The following is a 15997-nucleotide window of genomic DNA, read 5'->3' on the forward strand; positions in this document are numbered from 1 at the left end:
CGCTACTCCAGCGCGCTCATGACGTGCTTGATGCGCGTGTAATCTTCGACGCCATACATCGACAGGTCCTTTCCGTAGCCGGAATACTTGAAGCCCCCGTGCGGCATTTCGGCGGTGAGCAGGATGTGGGTGTTGATCCACACGGCGCCGAAGTCGAGGTCGCGGGAGACTCGCAGGGCGCGGGCGTGATCCCGGGTCCACACGCTCGAGGCGAGGGCATATCTCACGTCGTTTGCCATCGTGATCGCCTCCTCCTCGGTTCTGAAGCTCTGCACGGTGATGACCGGACCAAAGGTTTCGTCCTGCACGATCGCATCGGACTGCCGCACCTGGGTCACGACGGTGGGTTCGAAGAAGAATCCGGTCTCCCCCACCCTGTGCCCACCTGTGGTGATCACCGCGTGCTCGGGCAATGCGGCAACCTTGCCGACAACGTCGGAGAAGTGCCGCTCGTTGTTGAGCGGACCGAAGTAGTTGTCCGCGTCGCTGGGCGCCCCGGTGATGCGCCGCTCGGCCTCGGCGGTGAACGCGGCCACAAATCCGTCGTGGATCGACTCCTGCACCAGCACCCGGGTGATCGCGGTGCAGTCCTGGCCAGCGTTGTAGAACGAGAAATCGGCGATGGCGGCTGCGGTTTTCTCCACGTCGACGTCGTCGAACACCACCGCGGGTGCCTTGCCGCCGAGCTCGAGGTGGGCACGCTTGAGCGTGTGCGCTGCCCCCGCGGCGACCGCCATGCCCGCCCGGACGCTCCCGGTGATGGATACCAGGCCGGGAACCGGGTGCTCGACGATGAGCGAACCGGTAGTGGCGTCTCCGAGCACGATGTTCATCACACCGTCGGGCAGAATGCCCTGGCTGATCCTGGCGAGTTCGAGAGTCGACTCCGGCGTGGTGTCGCTGGGCTTGAGCACGAGAGTGTTGCCGACGGCGAGCGCGGGGCCGATCTTCCAGATCGCCATCAGGAGCGGGAAGTTCCACGGGGTGACCTGGCCGACCACGCCGATCGGCTCGCGACGCACCCACGAAGTCATGCCCTCGAGGTACTCGCCAGCCGACTTCCCCTCGAGCAGACGCGCGGCTCCGGCGAAGAACCGCAACTGGTCGGCACCGGCGGCCACTTCATCGGCGGCGATGGTGGCTCGAGGCTGGCCCGTGTTGCGGTGCTGCGCCTCCACGAGGGAGTCACTGTTCGCGTCGACCGCGTCCGCGAGGAGCAGCAGCGCGCGTTGTCGCTCGGAGGGTGTGCGCCGACTCCAGCCGGGAAACGCGGCCCTCGCGGCGGCCATGGCGTCATCGATGTCGCTCCCGACCGACACCGGCGCCCGCGCCACGGTGTCTCCGGTTGACGGATCGACGATGTTCAGCAGCCCGGAGCCGGCCGGCGCGACAAACTGGCCGTTGATGAAATTAGCAAGGATCGGGGTGCTCACAAGGCTCCTCTTCGCTGAGTTTCCGCCCAAGTATGGCAGTTGACAGGAAAAAAGGCACCCCGCTGGCGCGTCGGCGAAGCCGCCAGCCGCTAGGGACGGTGCGGCGGGGCTGTGGATCCCCGCACCACTAAAGTGGCGCTGGGTCGGACATGGTTCGTCGCCGAATCGTCGTCGCGCAGAATCTCGATCAGCGTCGCCATCACGTCGCGGCCCAGCTCCTCGAAGTCCTGCCGCACCGTGGTGAGGGGTGGGGTGAAGTGTTCCGCCTCGGGAATGTCGTCGAATCCCAGCACACTCACGTCTTGCGGAACCCGCACCCCGTTCTCGGTGAACGCGTGCAACAGTCCGAGCGCCACTTGGTCGTTACCCGCGAAAACGGCCGTGGCTTGCCGATTCTCGAGAAGCTTCTGCCCGATCTGGTAGCCACTACGCGGAGACCAATCCGACACAAGCGGCTCGCGGGCGACAAGGCCATGCTCCGACAGTGACGCGCGCCAGCCGCGCACCCGCTCCGCGGCATCCATCGAATCATCGGGGCCGGCGACGTGGAGGATGTCGCGGTGCCCCAGTTGCACCAGGTAATCGGTGGCCGCGCGCGCGGCGGCAAACTGGTCAACACAGACACTGTGAAATCCCGCGCGGCCGCTGCTCTCCACCGCGACCAACGGAACGCCCAGCTCGATGGCCGTAATCGCGTCGAGTGCGCCCCGGTGGCCGGCGATCAGCACGATGGCCTCGACGTTCTGGCCCAGCAGCTGTTCCACCGACGATCGCATCGAGCCGGGTGTTGCCTCCACCATGCTGGCGATGCTCACTGTGTATCGAGCCTGCCGAGCTGCGTCGCTGAAACCCAGCACGGTGCTGGACGGGCCATAGTCGGGGCGCCCCGTGGTGATGAGGCCGATCGTTCGAGACCGTTTGGTGACCAAGGCACGGGCGGCGGTGCTGGGGCGATAGCGCAGCTGGCGGATGGCATCTTCGACGCGAGCGCGTGTGGCCGGGCGCACGTTCGGAATGTCATTCACGACCCGGGAGACAGTCTGATGCGACACACCGGCCAGCCTGGCCACGTCAAAGATGTTGGCGGTGCGGGGGGCTGGGGCAGTGCCGTCCCGCGGCAGGCCCAGCACACCGGCGTCGACCGCGGCGGAGGCGTCGGAGTTGTCGGTGTTCACCGCATCCGCCAACTTCCTTCTTCCGCCGGTAGACCCGGATGACCGTCCAATTATGCCCGCGTGAGCTGAGGGGTCACCGCCGCCGCGGTGTCAACGCACGCTGCAGAAGAATAAATACCAGCAGCAGCGACCCGATCACGATTCGCGTCCACCACGAACTCAGGGTTCCCTCGAAGCTGATGATGGTCTGGATCACCCCAAGCACGAGTACCCCGAGTACCGAGCCGAGAACAAAGCCCGAGCCGCCCGTGAGCAGGGTTCCGCCGATGACCACGGCTGCGATGGCGTCCAACTCCATCCCCACCGCGGTGAGACTGTAGCCCGAGAGGGTGTAAAAGGTGAAGAGCACCCCCGCGATTGCGGAGCAGAGCCCGCTGATCGCGTACACGAGGATCTTGGTGCGCTTGACTGGCAAGCCCATCAGCATCGCTGACTGCCCGCCGTTGCCAATCGCGTAGACCGTGCGGCCGGTGCGGGTGTAGTGCAACACGGCAAACGCGATGGCCACCACCGCGAGCGCCACCACAACGCTTGGCGAGATACGCAGGCCGGGGGCGAGCGGGATCCGGGCGTTCGCCATGTCGACAAAAAACGGATCGACGATCGAGATCGAACTGGTACTGATCACATAACAGAGACCGCGGGCGAGAAACATCGCGGCGAGGGTGGCAATGAAGGGTTGCACGTCGAAGTAGAAGATCACCAGCCCCACCAGGAAGCCGAGCGTCGTGCCCACCACCAGAACGGTGAGAATCACGGCCGGTGGTGACCAGCCCGATTGCAGGAGGGATGCCGCGATCATGGTCGACAGGGCGACCACCGATCCCACCGACAGGTCGATGCCGCCGGTGAGGATCACAAACGTCATACCCACCGCCAAAACGATGAGAAATGCGTTATCGATGAACAGGTTCAGTACTACCTGGCCGGACAAAAATCCGCGGTAGCGAACCGAACCCACGGCGAAAGTCGCGACAAGCAGGAGGAGGGTGACCAGCACGGAGGCGTACCGGGAGGACAGCAGCATCCGTGCCCCGGTGCCGAGCCCACCCGGGTTGGGACGGGGAGTTGGGCGCTTACTCGGGCGGGTTGTGGTGGGCGCACTCATCGGACAATCGCTTTCTCACGCGGGGCGGACGGGACGGACGGGCCTTTTCGGCTACGCAGTCGCGCGAAGCCTGCCCGCGTGCGTGGAGCCTGCAGCAGCACCACGGCGATGACCACCAGTGCCTTGAACACCAGGGTGATCTCGGGCGCGATACCGATGGAGTACACCGTGGTCGTGAGGGTCTGGATCACAAAAGCGCCAATCAACGTTCCGGTGAGCGAATACCTGCCACCGGCGAGGGAGGTGCCGCCGAGAACAACAGCGAGGATGGCATCCATCTCTATCCACAGGCCCGCACTGTTTGCGTCAGCGGCGGTGATATTAGAGCTGATCATCAGGCCAGCGATCGCCGCACATACCGCGCTGAAGGTGTAGACCATGAAGATGATGACGCGGGAACTGACCCCGGCGAGCCTGCTGGCCTCCGGGTTGATCCCTACCGATTCGATCAGCATTCCGAGAGCGGTTTTGCGGGTGAGGATTGCGACCAGAGCAAACAACGCCGCAGCGATGATGATGGATGCCGGCAACGCAAACCAGTAACCACCGCCGATGACCTTATACGGCGCGCTGCTGACGGTGAGGATCTGGCCCTCGGTGATCAGCATCGCGATGCCCCGCCCGGCGGTCATCAGTATCAGGGTCGCGATAATCGGTTGGATCCCGAAGACCGCGATCAGAAGCCCGTTCCACGCGCCGAGCACCAGCGCGAAAACCAATGATGCGGCCACCGCCCCCAGGACGACCCCCATGCTGTTCGGGTTATCCGAGCCGCCGATGATGGACAAGGCAAACGCACCGGAGATTGCGACCACCGCTCCCACAGACAGATCAATGCCACGGGTCGCGATGACCAGCGTCATTCCCAGTGCCACCAGCACGATGGGTGCGCCATTGCGCAGAATGTCTATCAGGCTGCCGAACAGATGGCCGTCCTGAATGCGGATCGAGAGAAAGTTTGGGGACTTCACCACGTTCGTGACCAGCAGGGCGATCAGCGCAACAGCGGGCCAGACCAGTCGGCTGCGCACCGCTGCGTGAACCAGGCTGCCTGTCCGGCTCGCCAGTGGAGAAGCGAGGGCGTTCTTGGGGTCTTGCGGGGTGTTCATTCGTCCGCTCCGCTCGCGATGAGGGTCATTACCTGGCCAACGGTGACGTCGTCGTTTTCCAGATCCGCCACCTTTTTCCGGTCGCGCATCACCACAATGCGGTGACTCAACCGGAGCACCTCCTCCAGTTCCGCGGAGATGTACACCACACTCATGCCCTCCTCGGCGAGGTTCGACACCAGTCGCTGGATCTCAGCCTTCGCCCCCACGTCTATGCCGCGGGTGGGTTCGTCGAGAATCAGCAGCCGGGGAGCGATCGCCAGCCAGCGGGCGAGCAGCACCTTCTGCTGATTGCCGCCGCTGAGGTTGCGTACGAGAGCCTCCGGGTTGGCCGGACGGATGCCCAGGGCCGAGATGTAGCTCGCGGCCAGCTCGTCTTGCCGTCTGCGCGGGATCCTGCGGAACCAACCCCGATCAGCCTGGAGGGCGAGCACGATGTTGTCCCGGACCGTGAGGTCTTCGATAATCCCCTCACGTTTCCGATCCTCGGACGAGTAGGCGATGCGGCGTTTAAGAGCCATTCGGGCGGTGCGTAGCCGCTGGGTGCGGCCCTCAATCTTCAACTCGCCTGTGTCTGGCTTGTCGATGCCGCTAAGGATCCGGGCGAGCTCGGTTCGGCCCGAACCGAGAAGCCCGGCCAGCCCGACCACCTCCCCCTCGGCGATAGCGAAGTCCAGCGGGTCGATCGATCCCTTGCGGCCGAGCCCTACCGCCGCCAGGTAAGGGATGGTGGTCGTGGTTTCAGCGACCGCGTTGCGTGTTTTCGTGTCCAGATCGGTGAGCACTGCGATGTCTTTGCCGATCATTTTGTGCACCAGCTCGATCCGCAGAATTTCCTTCGTTCGGTACTCCCCCACCAGCGAGCCGTTGCGCAACACCGTGAGGCGGTCTGCGATCTCGTACACCTGATCGAGAAAGTGAGAGACAAAAAGGATCGCCACCCCCTCGCGTTTCAGCGCCGTGATCACGCGGAATAGCTCGGCGACCTCGTCCACGTCGAGGCTGGACGTGGGTTCGTCGAGGATCAGCACTTTGGCGTTGACATCGAGTGCCCGGGCGATGGCGACGAGTTGCTGCACGGCGAGTGAGTGTGAGCCGAGCAGCGACCCCGGATCGATGTCGAGGTGCAGGCGGTGCAGAATCGCCGCCGCGCGCTCCCTCATCTCTTTCCAGTGGATTCCTCCGAACCGCCGGGGCTCGCGGCCAAGAAGGATGTTCTCGGCGACGGACAAATTCGTCAAGAGGTTCACCTCCTGGTAGACCGTGCTGATGCCGGCGCGTTGCGAGTCCGCGGGGCCCGTCACCAGCAGTGGCTGCCCTGCCAGCAGGATAGAACCGGCATCGATGGGATAGACCCCGGTGAGAGCCTTAATCAGAGTCGACTTGCCGGCGCCGTTCTCCCCCATCAGGGAGTGCACCTCGCCCGGGAACATTCGGAAATCGACCCCGTCGAGGGCCTTGACCCCCGGGAAGCTGATCGAAATCCCGGTCATCTCTACGATGGGGACTGCGCTGTCCATAACCATTCCTTATCTAAACGTTCAATAGCCGTCTGCTCCCCCGGCCGCGGGGCCGTAGCCGCGACAAGCCCGCGGGAACTCCACCCGGGCCGATCACGGCCACGGCCGCTGGTCGGTGCGCGCCTAGTACTGGCGGTCCGGCAGCGCTTCGATCGCTTGCTCCTGTGTGAAGGTGGTCTCTTCCGTGACTATCCGCTTTTCGACGCTGCCACCATCGTGCAGCGTGGTGACGATGTCGACCAGCTGGGCACCGAGCAGCGGCGAGCACTCCACAATGAAGTTGATCTTGCCGTCGGCCAGCGCCTGCATCCCGTCCTTCACCGCATCGACGGTGACGATCTTGATGTCGGTTCCCGGAACCAGACCGGCCGCCTCGATCGCTTCGATGGCACCGAGCCCCATGTCGTCGTTGTGGGCGTAGACGAGATCGATGTCGGGGTTCGACTTGAGGAAGGCCTCCATGACCTGCTTCCCTCCGGCACGGGTGAAGTCGCCGGTCTGCGAAGCGATGATCTCGAACTTGTCTTCGCCTGCGATCGCATCCCGGAACCCCTGCGCCCTGTCGTTCGCCGGGGCGGCACCGGTGGTTCCTTGCAGCTCCACGACGTTCACGACGTCTGCGTCAGCGAACTCCTCGAGAACCCAGGCGCCAGCCCGCTCCCCCTCAATGATGAAATCGGAACCAAGGAACGATTCGTACAGGGTGTCGTCCTCCGAATCGACCGCGCGGTCCGTAAGCACAACAGGTATCCCCGCGTCTTTTGCCTCGTTCAACACCGTGTCCCACCCGGACTCGACCACGGGCGAAAACGCGATCACGTCGACCTGCTGCTGGATATACGAACGGATCGCCTTGATTTGGTTCTCCTGCTTGCCCTGTGCGTCCGAGAACTTCAACTCGATGCCCGCCTCCTCGAAGGCACCCTGGATGTCCTTGGTGTTAGCGGTACGCCATCCGCTCTCCGCGCCTACTTGTGAGAATCCCACGATCAACTCGTCGTCGCCGCCACCGCCCGACTCATCGCCACCGCCTGCGGCACATCCCACCATCGACACGAGCAGCGCGCCCGTCAACGCGAGACCCAAGATTTTCTTCATGACCAAACCTCCTTGTTCAGTGTTCCGATCACCCGAACCCAGTGAGCAGCACATCTGTGTGCGCGCCGTGGGCGGTTCTCAGCCGATCAGGTCCTTCTGATCTGGTGCGATGTTAGCGCTCACATATTTTGGGATTCAAGGGTCGTTGGGTCACGATAACGTAACGAAGCCCGCGACTGATGGGCTCAGTGATCTCGGGTGGCGTTTGTCAGCTGTCGCGCACGCGGTCCACGGCACCCGGATGTGAAGGTTCTCATCTCTTTAGACATAAAAGCGGCCTCGCTTCCCGAAGGATGCGAGGCCGCTGATGTGAAGCAGACGGAGCTGGCGGGACTAGCGGCCGCCGGAGCGACGCTTGTTGAACACGTCGAAGGCGACGGCGAACAACAGCACGAGGCCCTTGACTGCCTGCTGCCACTCAATGCCGATACCGAGGATCGACATACCGTTGTTCAGCACACCGATGATCAGACCACCGATGATGGCTCCACCGATGGTTCCGACACCACCGGCGACGGCGGCGCCACCGATGAAGGCGGCGGAGATGGCCTCGAGCTCGAAGCCGTCACCTGCCTTCGGTCCTGCGAGGTTCAGGCGGGCGGTGAAGACCAACCCGGCGAGAGCCGCGAGGAATCCCATGTTGACGAACAGCCAGAAGTCGACCTGGCGGGTCTTGACACCCGAGAGCTCGGCCGCGTGACGGTTGCCACCGATGGCGAAGATGTGGCGGCCGAACACCGAGCGGTTGCTCACGATGCTGTACACGATTACGAGCACACCCAGGATGATCAGGGTGATCGGGATTCCCTTGAACACGGCGAGCGCGTAGGTGAAGAATCCCAGGGCTACGACGATCAGCACGAGCTTGATCGCGAACCAGCCGACCGGCTCGACGTCCTGGCCATACTTCTGGCGGCCGGAACGCGTGCGAACCTGCTGAACGACGATGAGGATCGCGGCGATGATGCCGATGCCGATGGTGAACGGATCGATTTCGAACTCACCGAATAGGTTGGTCAGGTAACCGTTTCCGAGCGAGCGGTACTCCGCCGGGAAGGAACCGATGTTCGCGTTGCCGAGCACCGCGAGCGCGAGGCCGCGGAAGATCAACATGCCGGCCAGGGTCACGATGAACGCCGGTATGCCGACGTACGCAATCCAGAATCCCTGCCATGCACCGACCAGGGCTCCGACGAGCAGCGAGAGGATGATGGCCAGCCACCACGGAAGGCCCCACTGCACGGCAAATACACCGGATACAGCGCCGACGAACGCCGCCACGGATCCGACCGACAGGTCGATGTGGCCCGCGACGATCACGAGCACCATTCCGATCGCCAGGATCAGGATGTACCCGTTCTGCACAATCAGGTTGGAGATGTTCTGCGGGCGAAGCAGGATGCCGTCGGTGAGGATGGTGAAGAGCACCACCACCACGATGAGGGCGATGAAGATACCGTTCTTGCCGAGGTCGGTGACGACATGGCTGATCGCCGATCCGAACCGGCTTGTGGGTGGGGGTCCGAGCGGCTCTGTCGCCCGGGTGTCTGTGTCAGTCATTGAAGTGTCTCCTTAGTACTCGCGCGCCAGGCGCTAGCGCTGCTTTTCCATGGTCATGAGTTTGAGTACCGCTTCTGGCGTTGCCTCGGCGATGGGAAGTTCCCCGGTGATGCGTCCTTCGGACAGTGCGTACACCCGGTCGCAGATTCCCAGCAGCTCGGGCAGCTCAGAGGAAATGACGATGATGCCCTTTCCCTCCGCCGCGAGCCGATTGATGATCGTGTAGATCTCGTATTTCGCACCCACGTCGATTCCTCGGGTGGGCTCATCGAGAATGAGCACGTCGGGATCTGAGTAGATCCACTTGCTCAGCACAACCTTCTGCTGGTTTCCGCCGCTGAGCTTGCCAGTTTTCGCAAGCACGGTCGGAGACTTGATGTTCATGCTCTTGCGGTATTCGTTGGCGACCTTGAATTCCTCGTTGTCGTCAACCAGCCCGCCGCGCTTCAGCTTCTCGAGGGACGCAAGCGAGACGTTCCGCTTGATGTCCTCAATGAGGTTGAGGCCGTATTCCTTGCGGTCTTCGGTCGCGTAGGCCAGACCGTTCGCAATGGCCTCGGCCACGTTGCGGGTCTGGATCTCCTTGCCGTTCTTGAAGACCTTGCCGGTGATCTTGGTGCCGTAGCTGCGTCCGAACAGGCTCATCGCGAACTCGGTGCGGCCGGCGCCCATCAGGCCGGCGATACCCACGATCTCGCCCGCACGGACGTTGAGGTTCACCTTGTCGACAACCACGCGGTTGATGTCCTGCGGGTGGTGTGCGGTCCAGTCCTCGACCCGGAGAATCTCTTCACCAATGTGCGGGGTGTGGTCCGGGTAGCGGTGCTCAAGGTCACGGCCGACCATGTCCTTGATGATGCGGTCTTCACTCACGTCGGCCTTGGCGATCGTCTCGATCGTTTTGCCGTCACGGATGATCGTCACGCTGTCTGAAATCTTTTTGATCTCGTTCAGCTTGTGGCTGATGATGATCGAGGTGATCCCCTGCCCCTTGAGGTGGATGATCAGATCGAGCAGGTGATCGGAGTCCTCGTCGTTGAGGGCCGCGGTCGGCTCGTCCAGAATCAGGAGCTTCACGCGCTTGGAGAGAGCCTTGGCGATCTCGACAAGCTGCTGCTTGCCAACACCGATGTCCATGATCTTGGTGGTCGGCTTCTCCGACAGACCTACGCGCGCGAGAAGCTTTCCCGCCTCCGAGTTGGTCTTGTTCCAGTCGATGAGGCCGGCGAACCCCTTGACCTCGTTATTGAGGAAGATGTTTTCGGCGATCGACAGGTACGGGGACAGCGCGAGTTCCTGATGGATGATCACGATGCCCTTGGCCTCGCTGTCGCGGATGTCGCGGAATTGAACGGTCTCGTTCTCGAAGACGATGTCGCCGTCGTAGGTTCCATGGGGGTAAACGCCCGAGAGCACTTTCATCAGCGTGGATTTGCCGGCTCCATTTTCGCCGCAGATCGCGTGGATCTCGCCGCGTGCCACCTCAAGGGTGACATCCGATAGAGCCTTCACGCCGGGAAAGGTCTTGGTGATCGACCGCATTTCCAGGATGTTGGTGGTCACTGTGAAGCCAGCTTCCTTTTATTGATATCAAGTGGGGGGGGTGAAGCCGGTGGTGGGGAGGATCCCTCCCCACCACCGGCGGGTGTTGCGATGGTACTGAACTGCCGTCGTGCTGTTATTCGGTGGTGCTGTAGTTCGGGCGTGCGGTGTGGTTACAGGCCGATTTCGTCAGCGGTCCAGTAGCCGGTGTCGACGAGCTGCTCCTGGATGTTGTCCTTCACCACGATGCTCGGCTCGAGCAGGAAGGACGGAACAACGAACTCTCCGTTGTCGTAGTCCTCGGTGTTGTTCACCTCGGGCTCCTCGCCGGCCAGAACGGCGGTGGTCATTTCCACTGCCTTCGCGGCCAGGTCACGGGTGTCCTTGAAGATGGTGCCGTACTGCTCACCGGCAACGATCGCCTTGACGGAGTCGAGCTCGGCGTCCTGGCCGGAGATGACGGGCCATTCGGCACCGACGGTGTAGCCCGAGCCTTCAAGCGCGGAGATGATTCCACGGCTGATGCCATCGTAGGGCGAGAGAATTCCGTTGACGCGAACGTCACCCGAGTACTCGGAGGTCAGAATGTCCTCCATGCGGCTCTGGGCGGTTTCTCCATCCCAACGCAGGGTTGCAACCTGCTCGATGTCGGTCTGGCCACTGGGAATCACGATGGTTCCTGCATCGATGAAGGGCTGGAGAACATCCATCGCGCCATCGAAGAAGAAGAACGCGTTGTTGTCGTCCAGCGAACCGGCGAACAGCTCGACGTTAAACGGACCTGCGGGAGCGCCGTCGATCGGGGTTCCATCGAGTTCGGTGAGTCCGAGCCCGTTGGTGACCGTCCACGCCTGCTGCTGTCCGACGAGGAAGTTGTCGAACGTCGCGTAGTAGCTCACCGCAGTCGTGTCGCGCAGCAGACGGTCGTAGGCGATGACGGGGATGTCAGCGGCTTCGGCGTCGGCGAGCACGTTCGTCAGGGTGGTTCCATCGATCGATGCGACGATCAGGGCAACTGCACCCTTGGTGATCATGTTCTCGATCTGGCTGACCTGAACGGGGATGTCGTCTTCTGCGTACTGCAGGTCGACCTCGTATCCGGCCTCCTCCAGCTGAGACTTGACGGCGTCGCCGTCGTTGATCCAGCGCTCGGAGGACTTGGTCGGCATCGCAACTCCGATGAGGCCGCCCTCACCCTCGCCGCCGTCGCCTGATCCGCTGTCTCCTGATGAACACGCCGCAAGGCCGACGACCATCGCGCTTGCTGCGACGATGGAGAGAATCGCTCTCTTCTTCACTGTGTTTCCTTTCACAAATACTCGGTTGGACTTCATTGTCATTGCCACTGTGATTGCCACTGTGTTGGTGCTATTGATCCGGTGTCGTCCACGAAAACCGGACCCTTGACCGGGAATGCTCCCGGCAAGATTGTGGGATGGCGCCCTAGATACCCTGCGCCAATCGGTAGTACGCCGCGTTCCAGCGCACCTGGTTGGTGAACTCGCGCACGGTGGTGTGCTCGTCGATCACCAAAAGCTCTGTTGCTGCCATCAGCGCGAAGTCCTCGAACTCCTCGAGGCCGATCGCGGTGCTCATCACCGTGTGGTGGGCCGCTCCCGCGGTCAGCCATGCGGTGGTGGATGTCGCGAAGTCCGGCGCCGGCTTCCAGACAGCACGGGCTACCGGAAGGTGGGGCAGCGGCTCCGGAAGCGGGACGACCTCGACGACGTTCGCCACGAGACGGAAGCGGTCGCGCATGTCGCTCATCGCGACCACGATGCCCTCGCCAGCGTCGGTGTCGAAGACCAGGCGAACCGGGTCTTCCCGGCCGCCGATGCCCAGCGGGTGGATCTCGAGCGACGGACGCGAGGTGGTCAGCGTCGGGCAGATCTCCAGCATGTGCGCTCCGAGGATGACCTCGTTGCCGGGAGTGAGGTCGTAGGTGTAGTCCTCCATCAGCGACGCGCCACCGGCAAGCCCGGCACCCATCACCTTGGCGGCGCGCATCAAGACCGCCGTCTTCCAGTCGCCCTCTCCGCCGAAGCCGTAGCCGTCGGCCATCAGCCGCTGAACGGCGAGGCCGGGAAGCTGACGGAGACCTCCGAGGTCTTCGAAGTTGGTGGTGAAGGCGGTGAATCCGCCGGCCTCGAGGAACGACCGCAGTCCGAGCTCGATCTTCGCGCCGTAGCGAAGGGACTCGTGGCGTTCGGCGCCCACGCGCAGCTCGGGGACCAGGTCATAGGCCTCCTCGTACTCCGCGATGAGTGCGTCGACGTCACTTTCGCTCGCGGCATCCACCGCTTCAACAAGCTCGTTCACGCCCCAGGTGTTGACGCTCACGCCGAAGCGGATCTCGGCCTCGGTCTTGTCGCCCTCGGTGACCGCGACGTTGCGCATGTTGTCGCCGAAACGCGCCAGCTTCATCTCACGGGTGGCGGCCCAACCGCTGGCGGCGCGGCTCCAGGAGCCGACCTGGCTGGCGACGGCCGGGTTGGACACGTGCCCGACAACCGTCTTGCGGGCAACGCCCATGCGGGACTGGATGTACCCGAACTCGCGGTCGCCGTGAGCGGCCTGGTTGAGGTTCATGAAGTCGAAGTCGATGGCGCTCCACGGCAGCTCGACGTTGGCCTGCGTGTGCAGGTGCAGAAGCGGCTTGCGCAGCGCGTCAAGGCCGCGGATCCACATCTTGGCGGGGCTGAAGGTGTGCATCCAGGCGATCACGCCGACGACGGTGTTCGCGGAGTTGGCCTCGAGCATCATCGTGCGGATCGACTCGCTGTCCTTGAGGACGGGCTTCCACACGACGGTTACCGGCACGTTCTCGGCCGCACCGAGCGCGCGCGCGATCTCCTGCGACTGCTCGGCGACCTGGCGCAGCGTCTCCTCGCCATATAGGTCCTGGCTTCCGGTGAGAAACCATACCTCGTAGCTGGCGAGGTCGGGAACGATGGAACGGCTCACTGGGTAACTCCTGCGGTTGTGGTGATGCTGCTGGACGATGATGTGCTGGCGGATGTCACGGAGTCCACTTTCGGCTGCCCGTACACGTTCTGGTAGCGGTTGAAGAGCGCGTCGATGGCATCCTGCGGGATGGGGATCGGCTCACCGAGCTGGCGGGCGATGTGCACCGTCTTGGCGACGTCCTCGCACATAACGGCAGCCTTGACCGCGTCCTTGGCGTCCTTGCCGATGGTGAACACACCGTGGTTCTGCATCAGCACAGCGCGCGAGCGGTGACCCGTAAGGGTCTCGACGATGCCGTGACCGATGGTGTCGTCACCGATGATCGCGAACGGCCCAATGGGAATGGGTCCGCCGAACTCGTCGGCCATCGCGGTGATCACACACGGGATTTCCTCGCCGCGCGCGGCCCAGGCGGTCGCGTAGGTGGAGTGCGTGTGCACCACACCGCCGACCTCGGGCATGTTGCGGTACACGTAGGCATGCGCCGCGGTGTCACTCGACGGGCTGCGGTCGCTGCCCGGGGTGCGTGGGATGACGTTGCCGTCGAGATCGCACAGGATCTGGTTCTCCGGCGACAGTTCGTCGTAGGAGACGCCGCTCGGCTTGATGACAAACAGGTCGGCCCCGGGGACCCGGCCGGAGATGTTTCCGCCGGTCCAGATCACGAGTTCGTAGTGCGTCAGTTCGGAGTGCAGCGCTGCGATCTGGTCGCGGGTGCGCGCGATCGCGACCTGGATCTCGGGCGAGTAGCCGATCATCGGGTCGTTCCTTTCAGGGGTAGGGCGTCCACGGCCGTACGTTCGACGGCGAGGCCGTCGCGGTAGCGGTCGAGGTAAGTGGAGAAGCCGGCGACATCGGCAGGTTCTGGGGCGGCCGTCTCGAAAGTCGCACCGCCGAAGACTCGATCGCGCAGATAGTCGTCGAGAGTGAGACCCGCCGGCACCGCAGACGCTGCGGTCACATAGGAGGCGAGAACCGCGATGCCCCACGCGCCGCCCTCCGACGCGGAAGCCGCGACGGAGACGGGAGCGTTGAGCGCGCCGGCGAGGAAGCGCTGGGTGACGCCGGCGGTACGGAACATGCCGCCGTGCGCAAACATCTGGTCGAGTTCCACACCCTCCGAGTCGAGCACGCGCATGCCGAGGCTGAGAGTGCCGAACACGCCATACAGCTGGGCGCGCATGAAGTTTGCGAGCGAGAACGTGCTGTCCGGCGTGCGGACAAACAGCGGCCTGCCCTCCTCGAGTCCGGCAATAGGCTCGCCGGCCAGGTGGTTGTACGCCAGCAGCCCGCCAGCATCGGGCTCGCCGTCGAGCGCCTCGCGGAGCAGCACGTCGAACACAGCATCGGAGTCGATCGGGGAACCCGAGACCGCGGCAAAGCGGCCGAACAGGGCGGCCCACGCGGCGAGCTCGCTCGCGCCGTTGTTGCAGTGCACCATCGCGACCGGGTCTCCGGCCGGGGTGGTCACCAGGTCGAGTTCGTGGTGCACGCGGGTGAGGGGACGCTCAAGAACCACCATCGCGAAGATGCTGGTTCCGGCGCTGACGTTGCCGGTGCGCGGCGCCACCGAGCAGGTCGCGACCATTCCCGTGCCCGCGTCGCCCTCGGGCGGGCAGAACACGGCCCCCGGCTGCAATTCGCCGGAGGGGTCGAGGAGCGCAGCACCGACGGCGGTGAGGTGTCCCGCCGCCTGCCCCGCCACGAGCACTTCCGGAAGCAGCCCGGCCAGGCTCGGCGCGGGTGTCTTTTCGGCGACCAGGTCGTCGTACCGTGCGAGCAGCTCGGCGTCGTAGGTCTTCGTGCCCGCGTCGATCGGGAACACGCCGGAGGCGTCGCCGACACCCAGCACGTTGCGGCCGGTGAGACGCCGATGCACGTATCCGGCGAGAGTGGTGATTCCGTCGATCTGGGCAACGTGGGGTTCGTTGTCGAGAACGGCCTGATGCAGGTGCGCAATCGACCAGCGCAGGGGGATGTTGGTGCCGAAGAGTTCGGACAGCTCGGCCGACGCGGGCCCGGTCGTGGTGTTGCGCCAGGTCCGGAACGGAACAAGCAGCTCGCCAGCGTCGTCAAACGGCAGGTAGCCGTGCATCATCGCCGAGACGCCGATCGCTCCAAAGGTGGTGGGGCGCACACCGAAGCTCTGCTCGACACCGGCGACCAGGTCAGCGTAGGCGGCCTGGAGACCCGACCACACGTTCTCGAGCGAATAGGTCCACGTCCGGTCGACGAACTCGTTCTCCCACGCGTGGCTACCCACGGCGAGCGCTACGGAAGGATCGTCCCCGATCAGGCACGCCTTGATTCGGGTGGAGCCCAGCTCAATACCGAGTGAGGTGCGACCGGTGAGGATCGCCTCCAGGGCGGCGGCCCGGGCGGAGTCTGAGGCGTGGTCGTAATCGACCTCGTCGGTCTCCCGGCTCGGGGGGTTCACTGCCGAATTCACTCTTACTGACCTCTTTGTCTTGAGCGGGGCTTCTGC

12 protein-coding genes are annotated in these 15997 nt (G+C 63.8%); all 12 read right to left on the reverse strand.

Annotated features, from left to right (window positions below):
• Positions 1–2: 2 nt before the first annotated feature.
• Positions 3–1433, reverse strand: coding sequence for an aminobutyraldehyde dehydrogenase (locus tag B0I08_RS15510; protein ID WP_106214465.1), 1431 nt, complete (start codon positions 1431–1433; stop codon positions 3–5).
• An 89-nt stretch (positions 1434–1522) separates the two neighbouring features.
• Positions 1523–2608 carry a LacI family DNA-binding transcriptional regulator gene (locus B0I08_RS15515; RefSeq protein ID WP_245884848.1) on the reverse strand — a complete coding sequence of 362 codons (1086 nt, stop codon included), beginning with the start codon at positions 2606–2608 and terminating at the stop codon, positions 1523–1525.
• Between the two features lie 73 nt (positions 2609–2681).
• On the reverse strand, positions 2682–3716 hold the full coding sequence (gene yjfF / locus B0I08_RS15520; RefSeq protein WP_106214467.1) for a galactofuranose ABC transporter, permease protein YjfF: 1035 nt from the start codon (positions 3714–3716) through the stop codon (positions 2682–2684).
• Positions 3713–4825, reverse strand: coding sequence for an ABC transporter permease (locus B0I08_RS15525; RefSeq protein ID WP_106214469.1), 1113 nt, complete (start codon positions 4823–4825; stop codon positions 3713–3715). Before B0I08_RS15525 ends, yjfF begins: the two co-directional genes overlap by 4 nt.
• Complete coding sequence (locus B0I08_RS15530) at positions 4822–6345, reverse strand: sugar ABC transporter ATP-binding protein (protein ID WP_106214471.1); 1524 nt, start codon at positions 6343–6345, stop codon at positions 4822–4824. Before B0I08_RS15530 ends, B0I08_RS15525 begins: the two co-directional genes overlap by 4 nt.
• Positions 6346–6468: 123 nt before the next feature.
• Entirely contained in the window at positions 6469–7443 is a 975-nt protein-coding gene (locus B0I08_RS15535) for an ABC transporter substrate-binding protein (RefSeq protein ID WP_106214473.1), read from the reverse strand.
• Between the two features lie 333 nt (positions 7444–7776).
• Complete coding sequence (gene mmsB, locus B0I08_RS15540; protein ID WP_106214475.1) at positions 7777–9003, reverse strand: multiple monosaccharide ABC transporter permease; 1227 nt, start codon at positions 9001–9003, stop codon at positions 7777–7779.
• Positions 9004–9036: 33 nt separating this feature from the next.
• Positions 9037–10566, reverse strand: coding sequence for a multiple monosaccharide ABC transporter ATP-binding protein (gene mmsA / locus B0I08_RS15545; protein ID WP_106214477.1), 1530 nt, complete (start codon positions 10564–10566; stop codon positions 9037–9039).
• A gap of 152 nt (positions 10567–10718) precedes the next feature.
• Positions 10719–11879, reverse strand: coding sequence for a multiple monosaccharide ABC transporter substrate-binding protein (gene chvE / locus B0I08_RS15550; protein ID WP_106214479.1), 1161 nt, complete (start codon positions 11877–11879; stop codon positions 10719–10721).
• Positions 11880–11988: 109 nt separating this feature from the next.
• Positions 11989–13509 (reverse strand): L-arabinose isomerase, encoded by a 1521-nt coding sequence (gene araA, locus B0I08_RS15555; RefSeq protein WP_106214481.1) that lies wholly within the window; start codon positions 13507–13509, stop codon positions 11989–11991.
• Positions 13506–14270: an L-ribulose-5-phosphate 4-epimerase gene (locus B0I08_RS15560; RefSeq protein WP_106214483.1), complete on the reverse strand. Its 765-nt coding sequence runs from the start codon at positions 14268–14270 to the stop codon at positions 13506–13508. The genes araA and B0I08_RS15560 overlap by 4 nt, the downstream gene beginning before the upstream one ends.
• A complete protein-coding gene (locus tag B0I08_RS15565; protein WP_245884853.1) occupies positions 14267–15877 on the reverse strand; it encodes a xylulokinase in 1611 nt (536 codons plus the stop codon). Before B0I08_RS15565 ends, B0I08_RS15560 begins: the two co-directional genes overlap by 4 nt.
• Between the last annotated feature and the right edge of the window lie 120 nt (positions 15878–15997).

Origin of the sequence: Glaciihabitans tibetensis, from assembly GCF_003003265.1 — a bacterium.
Classification (GTDB): Bacteria; Actinomycetota; Actinomycetes; order Actinomycetales; family Microbacteriaceae; genus Glaciihabitans; species Glaciihabitans tibetensis.